The sequence below is a fragment of the Paludisphaera mucosa genome, assembly GCF_029589435.1.
GTDB lineage: Bacteria > Planctomycetota > Planctomycetia > Isosphaerales > Isosphaeraceae > Paludisphaera > Paludisphaera mucosa.
On record NZ_JARRAG010000001.1, the window covers coordinates 636,077 to 655,875 of the forward strand.

Genomic DNA, 19,799 nt, shown 5'->3' on the forward strand with positions numbered 1-19,799 from the left:
ACCTCGTCCCGTCCTCACCTCGCGGGCGTCCAGAGCATCGAGCCGGAGCGGATCGGTCCGCGACGGGCCGCGAACGCGCGGTTGGCCTGCCGCAGGGTTTCGACCGCCTCGCGCGAGCCGTAGACGCGCAGGGCCACGTCTTCGAGCGTCTCGCCCTCGTCGACGAGCGTCGACTCCGGCTCGCCCCGGGGGATGGCGATCGACCCCTGGGCCTTGCCGGCGTCGGCCCTGGGGGCTTCGGCGGGGGCTGTCGGGGGCGCGACGGCCGGGGGAGTGCGGCGGGGGGCCGGCATGCTCGCCATCCGTCCGGGCCCGTCGGCCGGCCGCGCCGGAGGTCGCGAGGCGACCGCGACCGCGGTCCGCGGTCGGGGCGGGGCGCATCGGTCGCCGGCGGCGAGGGCGTGGGGGCGGGGACCGCGACCTGGGCCGCGACGGGGCCGGCCGCCACGCTCGCGACCGGCGCGGCCGAAGGCGTTGCGGGAGGAGGCCCCGGATCCGGTTGCACAGCAGGCGGTGCGGGGGCGGGCTCGGGCGTGGGAACCGGAGCAGGGACCGCCGGCGGGGGCGTCTCGGATGCCGGGACCGGGACGGGTGCCGGGGCCGGAGCCGGGCCGGGCGGCGGTTCGGCGGGACGCGGCGGGCCGACGAGGTCGCGGCCGCCGGCCGATTCCACCGGGCGGAGCGCCACGGCGAAGAAGCAGACGATGAACACGCTCAGCAGCATGCTGGGCAACACTTGGCGGTTCATGGTGCGCGACTCGTTGGGGGGCGGGAGGGCGAGGTCGGAGGGTCCTCGCCTTATCCATCGGATATCGACCGATCGGCCCCGCCGACTTGAATCCCTGGATCGGGAATTTCCGGCGCGGCGCGATCGCCGTCGACGGGGCGACTAGCCCAGGGGCGGCCGCCGGCTTCGACGATCGCCCGGGATTCCCCCGAACCGTCCGGCCTCGGCCGTCGAAAAAGGGATGACGCGGGGCCGCCGAGCATGCCGATGACGCCTCCCGCCGCGTTTGAGACGGTCCCGTCGATTGTGGGGACGACCTTGTCCGGATCCGGGGCGAGGGCTAAGATTAGCCTGACGGCCAGGGTCCTTCCGTCCACCTCCAGGTCAGGATTTCAGGAACACATCCCTATGCCCCGAATCGCATTACGTCCGCTTTCTCTGGTGGCGATCCTGTTCCTGATGGCCGCGATCGTGGGCGCCCAGGCCCCCGTCCCCACCGATGAGGACAAGGAAATCGCGAAGACCGTCGTCGACCTTCTGGAGCGCGGCCACATGGCCCGCCCGGTCATCGACGACGAGATCGCGGTCAAGTGGTGCGACAACTTCCTCAAGGACCTCGACCCCCAGAAGTACTACTTCCTGAAGGCCGACATCGAGGAATTCAAGAAGAGCGCCAAGGACCTCGACGACCAGATCCGCGAGGGCGACATCTCGTTCGCCAAGAAGGTCTTCGAGCGTTACCTCCAACGCCAGGACGAGCGCTACAAGACCGTGACCGAGCTGCTCGCCAAGCCGTTCGACTTCACGGTCGACGAGTTCCTGACCGACGACCCCGACAAGATCGAGTACGCGGTCGACAAGGCCGAGGCCGACGAACGCTGGCGGAAGAAGCTCAAGTTCGAGCAGCTGCAGCTCCGGATGGACGACTCCACCGAGCCCGCCGACATCGTCCAGAAGCTCACCGTCCGCTACCGCGACCGCAACCGCCTGTTCCACCAGTTCGACTCCGGCGAGCTGCTTGAGGTCTACCTGACCAGCCTCACCCGGACCTTCGACCCGCACTCGTCGTACCTCGGGCCCAAGAACCTCGAGGACATGCTCAACCAGCAGCTCCACCTGTCGCTGGAAGGCATCGGCGCCTCGCTGCGTTCCGAGGACGGCTACGCCGTGGTCGCCGAGGTCGTGCCCGGCATGGCCGCCGACAAGGACGGCCGGCTCCAGCCCGACGACAAGATCGTGGCGATCCGCAAGGACGAGGGCGGCGAGATCGACCTCGTCGAGAAGAAGCTCAGCGATGTCGTCCGCTACATCCGCGGCCCCCGCGGCACCGCCGTCCACCTGATCGTCCAGCCGGCCGGCACCAAGGAGCGGAAGGAATACACGATCGTCCGCGAGCGGGTCGAGCTGACCGAGCAGCACGCCAAGGGCAAGATCCTCGAGTCCAAGGTCGACGGCAAGGCCGTCAAGCTGGGCGTCATCAACCTGCCCGCCTTCTACGGCGACACGATGGCCATCCTGCGTGGCGACCCCAACGCCGTCAGCGCCACGGCCGACTGCCGCAAGCTGCTGGTCGAGTTCAAGAAGGCCGGCGTCGAGGCCGTGATCGTCGACCTCCGCGACAACGGCGGCGGCCTGCTGGAAGAGGCCAAGACCCTCTCCGGCCTGTTCATCGACACCGGCCCGGTCGTCCAGATCAAGGAAGTCGTGGGCGTGAAGCACCTCGACGACGACGACGAGGGGACCGCCTGGGACGGGCCGCTCGCCGTGCTGATCAACAAGTCCAGCGCCAGCGCCTCGGAGATCTTCGCCGGCGTGATCCGCGACTACGGCCGCGGGCTGATCATCGGCGACTCCAGCACCTTCGGCAAGGGGACCGTGCAGAGCATCGTCAACATCGGCGAGCACGCCCGTCGCCGCGACCGCGGCGGCAAGAACCGCGGCGCGCTCAAGCTGACGATCCAGCAGTTCTTCCGGGCCAACGGCGACAGCACCCAGATGACCGGGGTCACCCCCCACATCCACCTGCCGTCGATCCGCGACTACATGGACCTCGGCGAGGGCAAGCTCGACAACGCCCTGAAGTTCGAGAAGGTCGCCCCGCTGGCCCACGACAACTACAACCGCACCCCCGACGACCTGGTCGCCGCCCTCGACGCCCGGTCGACCGGCCGCCGCAAGGACGACGCCAAGTTCCAGAAGCTGGAAGAGCGGATCAAGCAGTTCGTCGACCGCAAGGCGAAGCACTCGATCCCGCTCAACGAGGCCAAGTTCAAGGCCGAGTTCGTCCCCGACGACGAGGAGAAGGCGGCCGACGAGAAGGAGAAGAAGGACAAGAAGGCCAAGAAGAAGTTCATCGAGCGCGAGGTCTGGATGAGCGACTTCTACAACGACGAGATCCTCCGCATCGTCGGCGACTACCTGACCCTCGGCTCCAAGGTCCTCGCCGCCGCCCCCGTCCGGGCCGCCGCCGTCGACCAGTGAGTTGAATTGGGCGAGCGATCGCCTCCGCGAGATGGGGACACGGGCCGGGCATGCTTTGCAGCATGGCCCGGCCCGCCCCGTTTCGAAGCCCGAGGAGACTCGCGACGTGCTGCACGAACCCTCGCCCTGGCCCCCGCCGGACCCGCCCGCGCCATCCCGGTTCGAACGCGGATGCCGCTTCGTGCCGATCGCCGGCTGGCTCGTCGGCCTGTGCCTGCGAGCCCGCCGCTGCGCCCCGAACGACGCCGTCCTGGAGGCGATCCACGATCAGATCAAGGAGCAACTCGACCTCCGCACGAAGGCCGACGCGTGGCCCGAGGGCTCGCTCCAGCATCGGGTTGCAAAATGCCTGGAAGCCGCTGTGGCGCGCGAAAAGGGGCTGCGGGACGTCCGCCTGCATCGCGACGACCCGCTCTTCCTGGTTTGCTGGCGGCCGTGCGACGACCTGACTTTGCTGAACTTCGCTTTCGCCCTCGAAAATCAGGTCGGGCTTCGCGTCCGCCTGGACGAGCTGGCACCCTTCCTCGAAACCGGACGCACGGCGGCCGACCTGGTCGACTCATGCTGCGGTCGCATCGAAGGTCCCGGGCCCCTCCGGCTCAGCCGACGAGGTTGATCGGCTTGCCGGCGGCGTAGGCGGCGACGTTCTCCACGGTGGCGGCCATCAGGCGCTCGCGGGCTTCGGCGGTGGCCCAGGCGATGTGGGGGGTGATGACGATGTTCTTCGCCTTCAGCAGAGGATTCGCCGGGTCGATGGGTTCGCGCGAGACCACGTCGACCCCCGCGCCGGCGATCAGGCCCTCATTCAAGGCGTCGGCCAGGTCCTGCTCGACGACCAGGGGGCCGCGGCCGGTGTTGATGAGGAAGGCGGTCGGTTTGGCGAGCCTGAGCAGCTCGCGATTCACCAGGCCCTTCGTTTTCGGCGTCAGCGGGCAGTGGAGGGTCACGACGTCGGCGCGCCGGAAAAGGTCTTCGAGCGCGAAGGCCGGGATCGGGTCGTCGGGGGCGGGCGGCTTGCCGCTGGGGCGGTGGGCGATCACGTTCATGCCGAACGCGCCGGCGACCTCGGCCACGCGGCGGCCGATCCGGCCCAGGCCGACGATGCCGAGCGTCTTGCCGGCCAGCTCGATCAGCGGCGACTTGCGGATCGAGAAGTCGGGCTGGGCCGCCCACTCGCCGGCGAGGACGGCGTCGGAGTGCAGGCCGACGTGCAGGGTCAGCTCCAGGATCAGGGCGAACGTCACCTGCGCGACCGAGTCGGTGCTGTAGCCCCGGACGTTGGAGACGACGATCTCGCGCCCCTTCGCCGCCTCGACGTCGACGCAGTCGAAGCCGGTCGCCGTCACGGCGATGAACCGCAGGTCGGGCAGCCCGGCGATCAGGTCCGCGCGGATCGGGCACTTGTTGATGATCAGGACCTCGGCCCCCGAGGCCCGCTCGGCGACCTCGTCGGGGGCGGTGACGTCGTGGTATTCGACCGCGCCGAAGGCGTCCAGGCCGGACCAGGCTCGGGGGTCGTCGTTGAGGGTTCGGCCGTCGAGCACGACGATCTTCACGGGGCGTCCATCCTTCGAAAAGAGATCGCCCCCGGAGGGATTCTCCGGGGGCGACGGCGATCGGTTTCGGATCAGCGGGCCACGGCCTGGGCTTGGGATTCGGCCTGCGAGGCGCGGATGGCGGCGGCGAGGACCAGGTCGAAGCGGGGGTCGCCCAGCGTCGACTCGTCGACCGAGTCCTTGTCGGGGTCTGCGTCAGCCGCCGGCTTGGCGGCGACGCGAGTCTGCACCGGCATGTCGGGCGAGACGCCCCGCTCGCTGTAGGCCCGGTCGAGCGGCGAGTAGAACTTGGCCGTCGTCAGCTTGAGCCCGGCCGGGGCCGAGTGCAGCGAGAAGATGCTCTGGACCGACCCCTTGCCGTAGGTCCGATCGCCCACGATCACGGCCCGCTTGTGGTCCTGCAGGGCCCCGGCGAGGATCTCGCTGGCGCTCGCGCTGTCGCGGTCGACGAGCACGTACATCGGCATCTTCCAGCGGGCCCGGCCCCCGGCCTGGAAGACCTGCGACTGGCCGGCGGCCCGACCCCGGGTCGAGACGATCACGCCCGAGTCGATGAACCGGTCGGCGATGTCGACGGCCACGTTCAGGAGGCCCCCCGGGTTGCCCCGGAGGTCGAGGACGAGGGTCCGCATGCCCAGGTCCACCAGGCCCGAGACCGCCTGGTCCATCTCGTCGGTCGAGCTTTTCTGGAAGCCGGCGAGCTGCACGTAGCCGATCCCCCGGGCCTCGTCGACCATTTTCGCCCGGGTCACGCTCTCGACGTCGACGTGGCGGCGGACGAGCCGGACCGTGTGGAGGGTGGCGTCGCGCTTGAGGACCTCCAGGTCGACGCTGGTCCCCTCGGTCCCCTGCAGGCGGTTGGCGGCGTCGTCGAGGGCCAGGCCCTTGACCGCCTGGCCGGCGATCTTGACGATCTGGTCGCCGGCGACCAGGCCGGCGTCCCAGGCCGGGCCGCCGCGGATCACGCCGACGAGCTTCAGGCCCTCGGTCGCCCCCTTCAGCTCGACGCCCAGGCCGACGAAGTTGCCGTCGATCATGGCGTAGAGGTCTTCGAGCTTGTCGGGGGTCAGGTAGCTCGTGAAGTCGTCGAGGGCGTCGCAGGCGCCGTAGGTGAATTCCAGCAGGACGGGCGTGGTCTCGATCCCCAGGCCGTGGCGGGCGGTCTCCGAGGCCCGCGTCGCCAGCGCCAGGGCGGCGTTCCGGTCGGCGACGGCGAGCTGGCCGCGCATCGCCTTGAGCTGTTCGCGGACCCAGGCGATCCGCCCGGGGTCGGTCGTCGTGGCGTTCAGCTTCAGGAACGTGGGGTCGCGGAGGGCGACCTCCAGGTTGTCCAAGCCGTGGCGGAGCAGGGGCTCCAGGGGGACCGCGTCGACGTAGAAGCTCTGGATCCGCTCCAGGACCTCGGCGTAAAGCTCGCTCGCCTGCTGGCGGGGCAGCTTGAGCAGGACCGTCCGGAAGCTGGCGTCGTGATATCGCTTGCCGAGCTTGAAGTGCAGCTCGCAGAGCCGCAGGCGGCGCCGGAAGTCGGTCCGGCTGGGCCACTGCTCCATGCCGCCGCGGTACGCCTCCATCGCCCCGGACCAGTTCCGCCGCCGCTCCAGGTCGAGCCCGCGCTCGAGGAGGGCCTCGGGCGTGCTGGGCTTCGAAGCGTCGACCGCCGCGGTCGGCGCGGCCGGCTCCTCGCGGGCCGCGGCCGGACTCGTCGTGGCGGTCGTCCAGGTCAGTAGAACCGCGAGCAACCAGGCCAAGCGAGGGGTTCCGATCCGGCGCATGGTCGACCGTCCTCCCGATGGGAGGCGGTGCTGGGCGGCAGGCCAACCCGCATCAAGCGCCGTGAGGTTCGTGGGGCGTCCGGGACGACGAGGGACGGAAACTCTCGGATGCGGTTCCGGCGATCATCCTGGTATGACGACAACCCACGCGCTGGATGAGACTTGCGTTCGCGAGCACCGCTCCGTTGTTGCAAACTCGATGGATGTCTCTCGATCAGGCGGTCACGACGGACGCGGAGGCCGGCGGAAGAGTCCCGGCTCGTGATCGGTCGCTGCGACGACGGGGGGCCGGGCTCCACCGACCTCCCCTTCGTCGGGAATTATAACACACGGCAAAACGACTCAAGCCCGGGAATCCGAACGGATTCGCCGCCGCCCCGCGGGGCGAGGCGGCGAATCAGCGCAGGCCGGAAACCTCGTCGACCCGGTACATCCGGTCGGCCGCCAGATTTTCGAGCTTCGTGGTCTTGCCCGACGGCCAGGTGATCGTCAGCTCGTCGACCTTGTCGGCCCGGCCCAGGCCGAAGGTCAGCGGCAGTTCCATGGAGGAAAGATAGCTCTTGGCCGGGAACAACTGCCGCCGGCAGGTCATGCCTCCGACCTTGACGACGACCTTGGCGCCGACGGCCTCGCGGTTCGACGCCTTGCCGTCGCCGGCCAGGGCGACGCGGATCCAGTGGTTGGCGTTGCCGCCGTCGTTCCGGAGCAGCCGCGCCGGTCCGTTGTTGGCGGTCATCACGACGTCGAGGTCGCCGTCGCCGTCGACGTCGGCGTACGCGCTGCCGCGGCCGACCATCGGCTTGAACAGGTCGGGGCCGGCCGACGCGGCGTCGACGTTCACGTACAGCTCGCGGCCGGGCCGGCCCGAGTTCCAGAGCAGCTGGGCCGACTGCTCGTACGACTCGCTGGCCTGCACCTTGGAGATGTCGGGCTCCAGGTGGCCGTTGGCCGAGAGCAGGTCGAGCCGGCCGTCGTTGTCGTAGTCGAAGAAGAAGAGCCCGAACTTCAGGGGCGGCTGGGTCGGCGCGCCGAGGCCGTAGAGGTTGGCCAGGTCCGAGAACTGCAGGCTGGCCGGCTGGTCGCTGACGTACAGGGCGGTCATCTCGTTGGCGAAGTTGCCGATCGCCAGCCCCAGGCGGTCGTCGTTCATGAAGCAGGCCCAGTCGCAGCCCATCCCCCCGCGCGGCGAGCCCGACTGGTCGAAGGCCACGCCCGACAAGAGCGCGATCTCCTCGAACTTGCCGCCCCCCTTGTTGTGGAAGAAGAAGTTCTGGACCGTGTCGTTGGCGACCGCCACGTCGACCAGGCCGTCGCCGTCGACGTCGAACGGGGCGACGCCCAGCGACTTGCCGAGCGGGGCCTTCAGGTCGGGCGTCCGAACCTGCACGCCCGACGCCTCGCTGACGTCGGTGAACCGCCCGCCGTCGTTGCGCAGGAGGACGCAGAGCGAGCCGTTGAACGACGTCGGCGGCCCGTAGGCCCGGCCCAGGCCGGTGAGCTGGAAGCCCTGCACCTTGTCGATCTCGGGCGTCCAGGTGATGTAGCTGCAGACGAACAGGTCGAGGTCGCCGTCGTTCTCGACGTCGAGGAACGTCGCGCCCGAGAGCCAGGCGTTGGGCCCCTTCGCATTGGCGGCCTCGCTGACGTCCTCGAACTTGCCGCCGTCGTTGCGGAACAGGTATCCGCGGCCGACGGCGGTGATGTAGACGTCCGGGTCGCCGTCGCCGTCGTAGTCGCCCACCGCCACGCCCTGGCCGTAGAACGTCTTGTCGAGGCCCGCGGCCTTGGTCACGTCCTCGAACTTCCCCTTGCCGTCGTTGCGGTAGAGCCGCTGCGTGGGCGCGGGGTCGGCCGCCGCGCCGGGCCAGGGGCAGGAGTTGACGAAGAGCAGGTCCGGGTCGCCGTCGCCGTCGTAGTCGAGGAAGGCGACCCCCGAGCCCATCGTCTCGGGGAGCAGCTTTTCGCCCTTCGCCCCGTTGGAATGGGTGAAGGCGACGCCCGACTCGGCCGTGACGTCGACGAACTTGACCGTCGGCAGCGAGGCGGCCTCGACGACCTTGGGCTTGGTCGGCGCGACCGGCGCCGCGAGGATCGTCGGCGCGGGCGGCTTGTTGCAGCCGCCGGCCGCGACCGCCAGCGCGAGGGCCGCGGCGGTGATCATCCTCGGCCGAAGACCCGGAATCGTGATGGTGGAAAAACGTCGGTCGCTCACTGTCCACTCTCCTCGAGGCGTGCGGGCCGGGCTTCGGTCGCGGCGGCCGTCGGCGGCGTCGCGGCGGCGGCGGGGTCGATCCCCGGCGCGCCGGGGCGGTGCAGGGGGTGGATCACGATGGACTGGGCGTTCATGTTCGCGGCGGGGTTGTCGCCGCGGGCGATGGCGAAGGCCCGGCCCTCGGCCGTCTCGTCGGGCTTGAGCCGCTCGTGGAGCGCCTTGTGGCCGACCTCCAGGACCCGGCCGATCGCCGCCTGCACCTCGGGGTCGCCGGCCTGCTCCCAGGCCTGGGCCAGCCCGTCGGTGACCTCGTACAGCGGTTCGAGCCGCGACTGGAACTTGGGCCTGGGCCCCTTCACGTAGCGGGAGACGTCGGCGGCGAGCTTGAGCGCCATCTCTTTGCGTGCGGCGGCCGGGGCGTTCGCGTCGGCGATCCCGGGGACCTGCTTGGAGAGGCTCTCGGGGTCGACCGGCTCCGTCGGCGCGTCAGGCTCGGCGGGCCTGGGTCCCCAGGCCGGGTCGCCGAAGGCCAGGCCCAGGCCGTAGTGCGAGCTGAAGTCCTCGGCCTCGATCTTGACCGACCGGTGGTAGGCCGCGATCGCCTTCTTGAGCCAGACCTTGCGCTGGTCGCCGTCGACCGGCTCGATCCGGGAGCGGTTGTAGCAGGCCTGGGCCAGGTCGTTGACGACGACGTAATCCAGGCTGAAGTCGAACTTGCGCTCGGGGACGCGGGTGGCCAGGACCGCCTCGAAGTTGGCCACGGCCTCGTCGAGCATGCCGTTGAGGACGTTGATCTTGCCGGAGAGCCAGTTGATCGTCCAGGGCGCGGCGGGCTCCTTGTGCTTGGCGGCCTTCTCCAGGGCTTCGAGGGCCTCGGGGACGCGGCCCTCGCGCTGGTAGACCCGCGCCAGGTTGACCCAGCCGTCGGCCTTGCCCAGGTCGGCGACCTTGCGGAAGATCGGCTCGGCCTGTTTCAGCTCGCCCTTCTGGCCCCCCTTCTCGGTCCCTTCGAGCAGGAGGCCGATGCCGTAGTCGTTCCAGCGCTGCCAGGTCTCCTGGATCGGCGAGGGTTCGTTCGTCACGGCCGGGCCGCCGGCCACCGGCAGCTTCACGGTGTCCTTCGCGATCAGGGTTATGGGCAGCTTCGGCCCCTCGCCCTTGCCGAAGAGGAAGTCCATGTAGATCTTGTCGAACTTGCGGTAGTTGAGGCGGGCCTCCAGGGTGATCGGGCCCGAGGTCCCGGGGGGGACTTCCAGGCCGAAGTGGACGACCTGGCCCGCGCCGGGCGGGATCTGCTTGTTGTAGAGCGGGACGAAGATGTCCTGCGGATTGCGGCGGTCGATCCGCTTGCCGTGGCGGTCGAGCATGTAGACGTTGATGAAGTGCGAGTACGGGTCGACCGATCCGTCCTCGCCGATCCCTCCCGAGCGGCCGACGATCCGGTCGCCGTCGCGGGCGATCAGCTCGACCCAGATCTCGTTCGAGTCGACGGTCCCCTGCGTCAGCGGGTGGCCGACGCCCACCGTACGAACCACCGCCTCGACCAGGTACTTGCCGCCCGGCTTGAGCGTGGGGACCTCGGGCCGCAGCGGGCCCAGGAACGCGCCGTCGATCGAGCCCCCCTCGCGGAGGGCGAACAGGTCGATCCGGGCCTTCTTCTCGGTCAGGTACTTCTGCTGATCCTTGACCGTCTGCTCGTCCCCCTGGAAACGGGGGAGGGCCGTGTTGGCGGCGAGGAATTTGTGGTCGTGGATCTGGCGTCCGCCCTTGCTCGCGAAGTCCTGCGCGCCGAAGTCGTTCGATTCCTTCAGCTCCATGTGGCACTCGGCGCAGTTGGTCTTGGCGACCGGCGGGTAGTAGAAGCTCCGCGCCCCGTGGCCCGAGACGCCCGACGTGAGGTACGGCGTGTAGTGGTCCTGGCCCCGCACGAAGTCCTTGTACTCGTTGAGGGCGAACGGCAGGCCGACCTTGTGGCAGGTCGAGCAGAACTCGGCCGAGCGGATGATGGGCTTGAGGAACGTCTTCTTGTGCATCTCGGGCTTCGCCTTGATGAGCGCCCCGTTGATCCATTTCAGGACCGGGTCGTCGCTGAAGGCGAAGGGGTAGTGCTGGGGCTCCTCGATGGTGTAGGCGGCGTTGCCCCGGGTGTTGTTGACGTTGGTGATGACGTGGCAGACGGTGCAGGTGATCCCCGCGTGGGCCGTGGGGTCGTTCACGTCGTCGTAGTCGGGGTCGTCGAACTGGCCGGAGAAGAAGGGGACCGGGTCGTGGCAGCCGGCGCACCAGCGGGCGGCCTGGGTCGAGCCGTCGCGCTCCATCGAGACCTTGCGGGTCTCGCGGACGCTCGTCATGTACGCCTTGTTGTTGAACGAACTGAGCCGGTGCGACGAGTGGAACCAGCCGTCGTAGGCGTCCTTGTGGCAGTCGAGGCAGTAGCGGTCCATCATCAGGGTCTCGGCCGGGATGAACTTGCCGTTGGCCGTGACCGCCTCCGAGGGATAGAAGTACTGCTTGCCCGACTTCGGCCCCCGCTCGCCGAACGTCCGGGGGTCCTGGAAGTGGAGCACGCCCATGATCGCCGCGAACCCGACCACCGGGATCGCGAACCGCCGCGCCCACTCCCAGCGGATCCGCGGGCCGGCCAGGCGGTGCTTCACGTAGAGAGCCACGGCGAAGAACGGCGCGGCGACGTGCGCCCAGTAGCCCATGTTGCGGATCCGCACGTCGCGGATCTCGAAGCCGCCGATCCGCACCAGCATGAAGCCCGAGATCAGGACGACGATCCCCACGCCCAGCAGGGCCAGGCCGAAGTTCACCGCCGACTTGTTGGGCCGCTTCCACGAGGTCGCCAGGTGGGCGAACCCGAAGACGACGAACGGCACGACGAGCAAGAGCCCGACGACCACGTGCAGGATGGCCATCAGGAAGTAGAAGTACGTCTGCTGCGTGCTGCCGGTGTACCAGGTCAGCCCGGTGACGGTCGACAGGTAGAAGCCGTTGGCCGCGAGCAGCGCGAAGGCGATCAGGATGGCCCAGAGCAGCGGCCGGAGCTTCGGGCCGATGGCGGGCTTGTACACCCTCCCGGCGCGGTCGCGGGGGGTGGCGGTGGGCGTCGACATGAACTTGCTCCCGTCCCCCGTCCCGGCGAGACCGCCGCGGCGAGGGACCCCATCAGGATGAATCGGACGAGGAAGACGGATGAGGACGAGCGATCGGATCGATCAATAGGTTGTACGCGTCGAAGACGGCGGCAGGACCAGGGTCGCCAGCGCCGATTCGATCTCCGGCCCGAGCTGGCCGTGGGCCGACTCGGGCAGCCTCCAGACGAGGAAGAGCGAGCCGTCGGGCCGCGGGAACCCGACGGTGATCTCGCGGGTCGGCGTCAGGGCGGGCTCGCCGTCCCTGGCCTTCGCCGCCTCGCCCAGCCCGCTGGGGGCGATCTCGACGCCGGTCCCCGGCGCGACGATCTCGACCCGCGCCGCGGGGACGCCGGCGATCGTCTCGACCCGGCGCTCGCGGACGTCGTACCCCGGCAGGTGGGTGAACCGGTTGAACAGCGTCTCGACGACCGTCTCGGCCGTCCCGCCCGGGTCGGGGACCGTCCGGTAGACGATCAGGGCGGAATTCGCGGGGCCCGACCAGGCGGCGAGGCGCGTCCCCGGCGCGCGCCAGGTCGCGGGGTCGGCCGGCTTCCAGGCCGCGGGGAGCGTGATCGTGGGCAGGGGCCCGCGAGTCGGCGAGGCGCTCTCGCAGCCCGAGCCGAGGATGAGGAGGACGACCGCGACGACGCAAACGCCGCGGCGCGCGAGGACCATCGATGCGTGAGCCACGCCAGGAGCCTTTCCCAAAGCCTGAAGAGGAGCGCCGATCCCGGACGGTTGGACGTCAGGCGGGTCGGGGGGGCCTCTCGGGCGGCGTCGCGACGTTTCGCGGCGCGGTCGGGCCGGCGGCGGGCCGCACGGCGGGGCCGACGGGGGCCGGTTCGAACGCGACGACGACCGGGGCGGCCGCCGCCGCGGAAGGGGGCGCGTCGCCGATCACCCGCGAAGGCGTCTCGCCCCCGCAGGGGAGGGGCCGGACGGCGGCCGGTGCGGGCGCCTCGGCGACGTCGGCCGTCGCGCGGTCGAGGTCCCAGAGGTCCCACGACGCCGCCCGCGACAGGACAGGACGCTCGGCGGAGTGGCAGCCGGCGGCCCTCGCCTGGCCCGTCGGGGCGAGCGAGAACAGGCCTGCGATCGCGGACGCGACGAGGATCCAGGTTCGTCCCAGGTTCGGGCGACCGGGGTGGTCCACGGTCGGGAGGCTCCGCACGGTTGAACAGGTGACGCTGCGACGGGCAAGCTCAATTTACGGGACCGCCCGCGCCCCTGTCAACCGGCCCTCCGCGACACCCCTTGGTCGGCCGCGTCGGGGTTTGCTACACTCTGGGAATCCGGCGAACCTCCCGAGGGTGAGCCTCGTATTCGCATCCAATCGCCCGCCCGCCCGTCCGTTCTCCGCTCGTTGGGGGATCCGCCTTGTTCGCCGGACCGATCATCGCCCGGGAAGTGCTCACGGCCCCCCGGAGCTTGCGCTATTATCTCTGGCGGGCCTCGTTCGCCTGCTTCCTGTTCATCCTGCTGTGGACCGCCTGGCAGTCGATCGTGGGCTGGCAGGACGTCCGCGAGCTGGGCCTGATGGCGCGGTTCGGCGGCGTGCTCTACGGCATGTTCGCCATGCTCCAGCTCACGCTCATGCTCTTCTTCGCGCCGCTGTCGACGGCCGCGGCCGTGGCCTATGAGAAGGACCGCCGCACCTTCACCCTGCTCTTGATGACGGCTCTCTCCGACCTGGAGATCGTCCTGGGCAAGCTGGTCGCCGGGCTCCTGCACATCGTGGTGATGCTGGGCGCGGGGATCGGGCTGCTCTCGCTCTGCGCCCTGTTCGGCGGCATCTCGTTCGGCCAGGTGCTGAACCTGTTCGCCGTGACGGCGGCCTCGGGCGTGGCCGGCGGGGCGATGGGCCTTTTGATCGCGCTCTGGCGCGACCGGACCTTCCAGTCGATCTCGCTGACGATCCTGATGGTCGTCTTTTCGGTCACCGGCGTCGAGCTGTTCAGCGTCTTCTTCCCGGACCTCCGGTTCCTGGGCGTGCCGGTCAAGGAAGTGCTCAACCCCTACCGGGCGATGATCGCCGTGCTCTACCCGACCTCCGACCAGGCGACGGGCCTGGTGCGGGCGTCGAGCCTGGTCTACATCGGCGTCCGGCTGACGTTCGCGGCCGTGATCGTGGCGATCGGCACCTACATGCTGCGGGTCTGGAACCCGGGCAGCAAGGAGCCGAGGGAGAAGGGCGAGGAGGACGCCGAGGTCGTCGAGACGCTGGTCGAGGTCGCCGAGGCCGTCCCGGCCGAAGCCGCCGCGACGGGCGTCGGCGCGACCCTGCGGCGCGAGGCGGGCGGGACCGAGGCCGGCGACCGGGCCGCGGTGGCCGTGACCTCGGGCGGCGGCGATCCCGGCTTCGAGCCCGTCGGCGGCGCGACGACCGGCCTGCACGTCCCGCGGCGGACCCATCGCCGGCTGGCCTTGGCGCCCAGGCCGTACCGCAAGCCCTGGACCAACCCGATCCTCTGGCGCGAGCTGAAGACCCGCGCCTACGGCTCGAAGCCGCTGATCATCAAGGCCTGCTACCTGCTCTTGTTCGCGCTCGGCGTCGGCTTCTTCCTGAGCCTCTCGAAGGGCATGGAGGAGCCGCTGGCGAGCGGCCTGGGGCTGATCCCCGTCGGCCTGGCCATCTTGAGCCTCGTCCTCATCAACGCCCAGGGCGTGACGGCGCTCACCAGCGAGCGCGACACCGGGGCGCTCGACCTGCTGCTGGTCACCGAGCTGTCGCCGGCGCACTTCATCTACGGCAAGCTCTTCGGCGCCCTGTACAACGCCAAGGAGATGGTGATCCTGCCGCTCCTGCTGGCGGCCTACCTGTGGGGGACGGGCCGGCTGTCGGGCGAGAACCTGGTGTTCTTCACGGTCGACTACCTGCTCTTCTGCCACTTCGCCGCGATGCTCGGGCTGCACGACGCGATCACCTACACGAGCAGCCGGACCGCCGTGGCGCACAGCCTGGGGACGATCTTCTTCCTCATGGTGGGCATCCTCCTCTGCGCCTACCTGATCATCTTCAGCGACCGCGAGTTCGGCCGCCAGCTCCTCAGCTTCATGATCTTCATCGGCGCCGGGAGCGTGGCCCTGTTCGGCTCCCTGGGCGCGCGGAACCCCTCCAGCGCGATCGCCCTGGTCGCCCTCCTGACCCCGTTCTGCTCGTTCTACTGCATCATCAGCCTGCTCAACGGCGACTTCCTGGCGGCCCTGCTCGTCAGCGCCGGGGTGTACGGCTTCGCGCTGATGGCGATGCTCGTCCCCGCCGTCGGCGACTTCGACATCGCCCTGGGGCGCACCAACGCCATCCAGGGCTGAGACCCGGCCGCGGGACCTCGCCTCATCGTCGAGGCGGGGCCGCGCGGCCCCGGGACGATCTACGAGGAGTTGCGGAAGGATGTTGCAGCGTGTTCACGCCCTCGCCCTGGCGATCTTGCTGGGGTCCGCGTCGATGGTGCGGGCCCAGGACGACCTGGCCCGCGAGCTGCCCCGGATCCCGGCCAAAGAGCCGGCCGAGGCGCTCGCGTCGATCGTCGTCCGGCCCGGCTTCCGCCTCGACCAGGTGGCGGCCGAGCCCCTGATCAAGAGCCCGGTGGCCGTCGCCTACGACGCCGACGGCGCGCTCTACGTCGTCGAGATGCGCGGCTACCCGTTCGTCGAGGATAAGCCCTCGGGCACGGTGGCCCGCCTCGAAGACCGCGACGGCGACGGCCGCTTCGACGCCCGCACGGTCTTCCTCGACGGCCTCATGTGGCCGACGGGCGTGGTCCCCTACGACGGCGGCGTCTTCATCACGGTCGCGCCCGACATCCTCTACGCCAAAGATACCGACGGCGACGGCAAGGCCGAGGTCCGCAAGGTCGTCTTCACCGGCTTCGAGACCGGCAACGTCCAGGGCTTGCTCAACAGCCTGCACTGGGGCGACGACGGCTGGATCCACGGCGTCGCCAGCAGCAACGGCGGCCTCGTCCGGACCCCGCCCCACCCCGACCGCCCGGCCGTCTCCGTGCGGGGACGCGACTTCCGGTTCCGGCCCGACACGCTGGCGTTCGAGGCGATCTCGGGCGGCGGCCAGTTCGGATTCTCGACCGACGACTGGGGCCACGAGTTCACCTGCGGCAACAGCAACCACATCCGCCAGATCGTCCTGCCGGCCGGCGACGTCGAGCGGAACCCGGCCTACGTGCCCCCCTCGGTGATCCTCGACATCCCCTCCGACGGCCCCTCCGGCCCCGTCTTCCGGATCAGCCGGCCCGAGCCCTGGCGGATCGTCCGCACCCGCCAGCGCGTCGCCGACCCCGAGATGCTCAAGAAGCTCTCGCACACCGAGCAGTTCGCCTTCGGCTACTTCACCTCGGCGACGGGCGTCACGATCTATCGCGGCTCGGCCTACCCCGAGGCCTACCGCGGCAACGCCTTCGTCGGCGACGTCGGCGGCAACCTCGTCCACCGCAAGACGCTGGCCGTCGCCGGCGCGACCTACGTCGCCGACCGCGCCGACCAGGGCGTCGAGTTCCTGGCCTCGAAGGACAACTGGTTCCGGCCGGTGAACTTCGCCAACACCCCCAACGGCACCCTGCTCGTGGTCGACATGTACCGCGAGACGATCGAGCACCCGATCTCGATCCCCGAGCCGATCAAGAAGCACCTCGACCTGACCAGCGGCAAGGACCGCGGCCGGCTCTACGAGCTGCTCGCCGACGGCCCCCGGCCGCTGCGCAAGCCGAGGCTGAGCAAGGCCCCCGCCGCAGAACTCGTCGCCCTGCTGGCCGACTCCGACGCCTGGTGGAGCGAGACGGCCCAGCGGCTATTGATCGAGCGGAAGGACGTGCAGGCCGCCCCCGCGCTCCGCAAGCTGGCCCAGGACCGCCCCACGGCCCTCGCCCGGCTGCACGCCCTCTGGACGCTCGACGCCCTCGGCCAGCTCGACGACGCGCACGTCGCCATGGCCCTCGCCGACCCCGAGCCCCGCGTCCGCGAGCGGGTCGCGAAACTCGCCGAGTCGCGGATCAAGGCCGATCGCGCGCTGATCGCCAACGTCTTGCCCCTGGCCGACGACGTCGACCCGATGGTCCGGTTCCAGGCCGCCCTGACGTTCGGGGCCGTCAACGACGACCCCCGCGTGCTCGACGCCCTGGCGGTGATCGCCCGTCGCGACCACGCCGACCGCTGGACCCGCGCCGCGGTGTTGACCTCGATCGCCGGCCACGCCCCCGACCTGCTCGCCCGTCTGGCCGAGGGCGGCTTCCTTGGCGAGGCCGAGGGCCGGCCGTGGCTCGACGACCTGGCGACCATGATCGGCCAGGCGAAGGATGGCCAGGCCATCGAGAAGGTCGTCGCCGACCTCTTCGCGAAGGAGCTGTCCGACGACCTCCGCGGCCGCGTGGTCCTGGCGGTGGGAGCCGGACTCAAGCGGGCCCGGGGGTCGCTCAAGGAGACGCTCTCCGCGGCGACCTGGGATCGCCTCGGCCCGCTGTTCGACGCCGCCGCGAAGGTCGCCGATTCGGGCGAGGCCCCCGCCCGCCGCGCCTCGGCGATCGCGCTCGTCGGCCTCAGCGGCCCCGAGCGGACGCTCGAAGCGCTGCCGCCGCTGCTCGACGCCCGTCAGCCCTCCGAGGTCCAGCTCGCCGCGTTGCGGGCGCTGGGCGAGCAGGCCGGGCCGGCCGTCGCCGAGCGCGTGCTGGAGCAGTGGAAGGCCACGAGCCCCTCGGCGCGTCGCGAGGCGGCCGAGGTCCTCTTCAGCCGCATCGAGTGGATCAACGCCCTGCTCGACGCCGTCGAGGCGAAGAAGCTCGCCACCGCCGAGATCGACCCGCTCCGGCTCAAGCAGCTTCGCGAGCACCCCGACTCGGCGATCCGCGGACGGGCGGCCCGCCTGTTCGGCTCCGCCGACGCCCCCCGCGAGCGCGCGGCGGTCATCGCCGCCTTCCGCCCGGCCCTCGACGGCGAGGGCGACCGCGAGAAGGGTCGCGCCGTCTACCTCAAGACCTGCGCCACCTGCCACCGGGCCGAGGGCCAGGGCGTCGAGGTCGGCCCCGACCTGGCCACCGTCGCGGCCCGCTCGCCGGAGGACGTCCTGACCCACGTCCTCGACCCCAACCGCGAGGTCGCGGCGAACTACCTCAACTACAACGTGGCGACCGTCGACGGCCGGGTGATCTCGGGCATCATCGCGTCCGAGTCGACCGCGGCGCTGGTGCTCAAGCGGGCCGAGGGGGTCGCCGAGGTCGTCCCCCGCGACCAGATCGAGCAGATCGCCTCGACCGGGATCTCGCTCATGCCCGAGGGGCTCGAGAAGGACCTGACGTCGGCCGACTTCAAGGACCTGATCGCGTTCGTCCGGTCGATCCGCTCGGCCAGCCCGGCCCCGGCCCCGGCGACGGCTCCGAAGTGAGCCCGGCCGTCGCATTTCGCATCCGCTCGCGGTCGTCGAGGCATTCGGCGACCGCGAGGGCCGCGGCGCGGTGCCCGGCGGCCGACCAGTGGGTGTCGTCCGCCAGATAGACCAGCTCGCCGGCCTCGGCGCGGTCGCGGAGCCGCGCCGTCAGGTCGACGAAGCCGATCGCCGGCGAGGCCTTCGCCACCGCTTTCGCGACGGCCCCCGGCATGTCGTCGACCGGCCACTCGGGGCAGGGGGAGTCGGCCTCGAACCGGCAGAGGTCGCGGTAGACCCGGAACTTCGTCGGCACGAAGGCCACGACCATCTCCACGCCCCGCGCCCGGCAACTCGCCGCCGCCTCGGCGAAAACCCGGCTGAGCCGCTCCATCGCCTCGGGCGAGGCGCGATCCGCGACGCCCTCGGCGGCCCCCTCGTGGACGCCGCACGAGAAGAGGATGTCGGTCGTCGCCCCCGAGGCCGCGCGGAAGGTCCCGGCCCGCGACCGCGCGGGGACCGTCGCGTCGCCGCCGTTCGACCGGACCAGCCAGCCCGCCGCGTTGCGGACGAACGACCGTCCGTACCAGGCCCGCCGCGGCGACTCGGGCCGCAGCGCCCGCACGCGCTCCCGGTCGGCCTCGTAGGCGGCCAGGTCTTGCAGGTCGTTCCCCTCGTAGAAGAACCAGACGCAGGTCCGCGGCCCGAAGCCGGCGGAGTAACGCTCCAGCACGGCCAGCTCCTGCCGCGGCCCGTATCCCGTCCGCCCCAGGTTCGCCACCGGCGCGGCGACGAGGTCGGCGAGCCGGGCCGAGATCAGGTCGCCGTCGTCGACTTGCAGGCCCTCGACGAACGAATCGCCGACCAGCACGACCCGCGCCGCGTCGAGCCCGGCGGGGTTGCGGAAGCCGTTCGCATCGAGCGTCGTGTCGCAGGCGTAGGCCGGGGCGGCGGGCGCGTCGCGGAGGCCGTGGCGGTCCGAGCCCTGGAACCAGAGCCTCAGCCGCTGGTTCGGCCGCCGGGCGTAGAGCAGGTCCGGGTCCGGCAGGTTGCCTGAGCGACGCCAGGGGGGCGTCGGCGTGTGGAAGACCTCGCGATAATCGACGCTCCGCCAGGCGGCCGGCGCCTCCACCAGCGCGAAGGCCGCCCCGATCGACGCCGAGCACGCCGCGAACCGACCGAGCTTCCCCGCCGGGCTCCATTTCGCCAACACCATGACCGGGCACCAGGCCGCCAGGTACGCCAGCAGGGCCGTCGCGATCAGGTGCTCCGCCTGCGCGTCCCGCGTCTTCAAGATCCCACGGGCGAAGTATGCGACGAGACCCCACCAGCAGGTCGCCGCGAGGATCCGCGTCAATCGAATCTGCCTGGGGGTCAGCCGTCGTCTCGTCGGCACGTTGAACTCCGGGGATCGGGAGGGTCGTCGGGGCGCAGAGGGAGTTCGGCTGTCGGGGATCGTCGGCCGTCGCGAAGCGCCGCGCCCCTCATCCGGCCGTGCCGGCCACCTTCCCCCGGGCGGAGAAAGGGTGAACGGCTCGAAGACC

General features: G+C 70.8%; 12 protein-coding genes. 4 read left to right on the plus strand and 8 right to left on the minus strand.

Going from position 1 to position 19,799, the window contains the following annotated elements; genetic code table 11:
* Positions 1–14 precede the first annotated feature (14 nt).
* The gene (locus tag PZE19_RS02610) at positions 15–293 is read right to left on the minus strand and encodes a hypothetical protein (RefSeq protein WP_277859031.1); all 279 of its coding nucleotides are present in this window, start codon (positions 291–293) and stop codon (positions 15–17) included.
* Positions 294–1,135: 842 nt separating this feature from the next.
* Here PZE19_RS02610 and PZE19_RS02615 point away from each other — a divergent pair.
* On the plus strand, positions 1,136–3,208 hold the full coding sequence (locus tag PZE19_RS02615; RefSeq protein WP_277859032.1) for a carboxy terminal-processing peptidase: 2,073 nt from the start codon (positions 1,136–1,138) through the stop codon (positions 3,206–3,208).
* 106 nt (positions 3,209–3,314) lie between these two features.
* Positions 3,315–3,824: a hypothetical protein gene (locus PZE19_RS02620; RefSeq protein WP_277859033.1), complete on the plus strand. Its 510-nt coding sequence runs from the start codon at positions 3,315–3,317 to the stop codon at positions 3,822–3,824.
* Here the strand turns inward: PZE19_RS02620 and PZE19_RS02625 are convergent.
* The 6 genes from PZE19_RS02625 to PZE19_RS02650 all read right to left on the minus strand — a co-directional run bounded on the left by PZE19_RS02625 (position 3,808) and on the right by PZE19_RS02650 (position 13,041).
* Positions 3,808–4,764 (minus strand): D-2-hydroxyacid dehydrogenase, encoded by a 957-nt coding sequence (locus PZE19_RS02625; RefSeq protein WP_277859034.1) that lies wholly within the window; start codon positions 4,762–4,764, stop codon positions 3,808–3,810. The two genes, PZE19_RS02620 and PZE19_RS02625, sit on opposite strands and share 17 nt — an antisense overlap.
* Positions 4,765–4,835: 71 nt before the next feature.
* Positions 4,836–6,512 (minus strand): S41 family peptidase, encoded by a 1,677-nt coding sequence (locus PZE19_RS02630; protein WP_277859035.1) that lies wholly within the window; start codon positions 6,510–6,512, stop codon positions 4,836–4,838.
* Between the two features lie 421 nt (positions 6,513–6,933).
* Entirely contained in the window at positions 6,934–8,748 is a 1,815-nt protein-coding gene (locus PZE19_RS02635; protein ID WP_277859036.1) for a CRTAC1 family protein, read from the minus strand.
* Complete coding sequence (locus PZE19_RS02640; RefSeq protein ID WP_277859037.1) at positions 8,745–11,867, minus strand: multiheme c-type cytochrome; 3,123 nt, start codon at positions 11,865–11,867, stop codon at positions 8,745–8,747. Before PZE19_RS02640 ends, PZE19_RS02635 begins: the two co-directional genes overlap by 4 nt.
* 102 nt (positions 11,868–11,969) lie before the next feature.
* The gene (locus PZE19_RS02645) at positions 11,970–12,578 is read right to left on the minus strand and encodes a DcrB/PsbP domain-containing protein (protein ID WP_277859038.1); all 609 of its coding nucleotides are present in this window, start codon (positions 12,576–12,578) and stop codon (positions 11,970–11,972) included.
* Between the two features lie 55 nt (positions 12,579–12,633).
* Positions 12,634–13,041, minus strand: coding sequence for a hypothetical protein (locus PZE19_RS02650; RefSeq protein WP_277859039.1), 408 nt, complete (start codon positions 13,039–13,041; stop codon positions 12,634–12,636).
* A gap of 224 nt (positions 13,042–13,265) precedes the next feature.
* Here PZE19_RS02650 and PZE19_RS02655 point away from each other — a divergent pair, with 224 nt between their 5' ends.
* Both PZE19_RS02655 and PZE19_RS02660 read left to right on the plus strand, forming a co-directional pair.
* Positions 13,266–15,200, plus strand: a complete 1,935-nt coding sequence (locus tag PZE19_RS02655; RefSeq protein ID WP_277859040.1) for an ABC transporter permease family protein — start codon at positions 13,266–13,268, stop codon at positions 15,198–15,200.
* A 79-nt stretch (positions 15,201–15,279) separates the two neighbouring features.
* Entirely contained in the window at positions 15,280–18,276 is a 2,997-nt protein-coding gene (locus PZE19_RS02660; protein WP_277859041.1) for a PVC-type heme-binding CxxCH protein, read from the plus strand.
* Here PZE19_RS02660 and PZE19_RS32860 read toward each other — a convergent pair.
* Entirely contained in the window at positions 18,200–19,651 is a 1,452-nt protein-coding gene (locus tag PZE19_RS32860) for an alginate O-acetyltransferase AlgX-related protein (protein WP_277859042.1), read from the minus strand. The two genes, PZE19_RS02660 and PZE19_RS32860, sit on opposite strands and share 77 nt — an antisense overlap.
* Positions 19,652–19,799 lie beyond the last annotated feature (148 nt).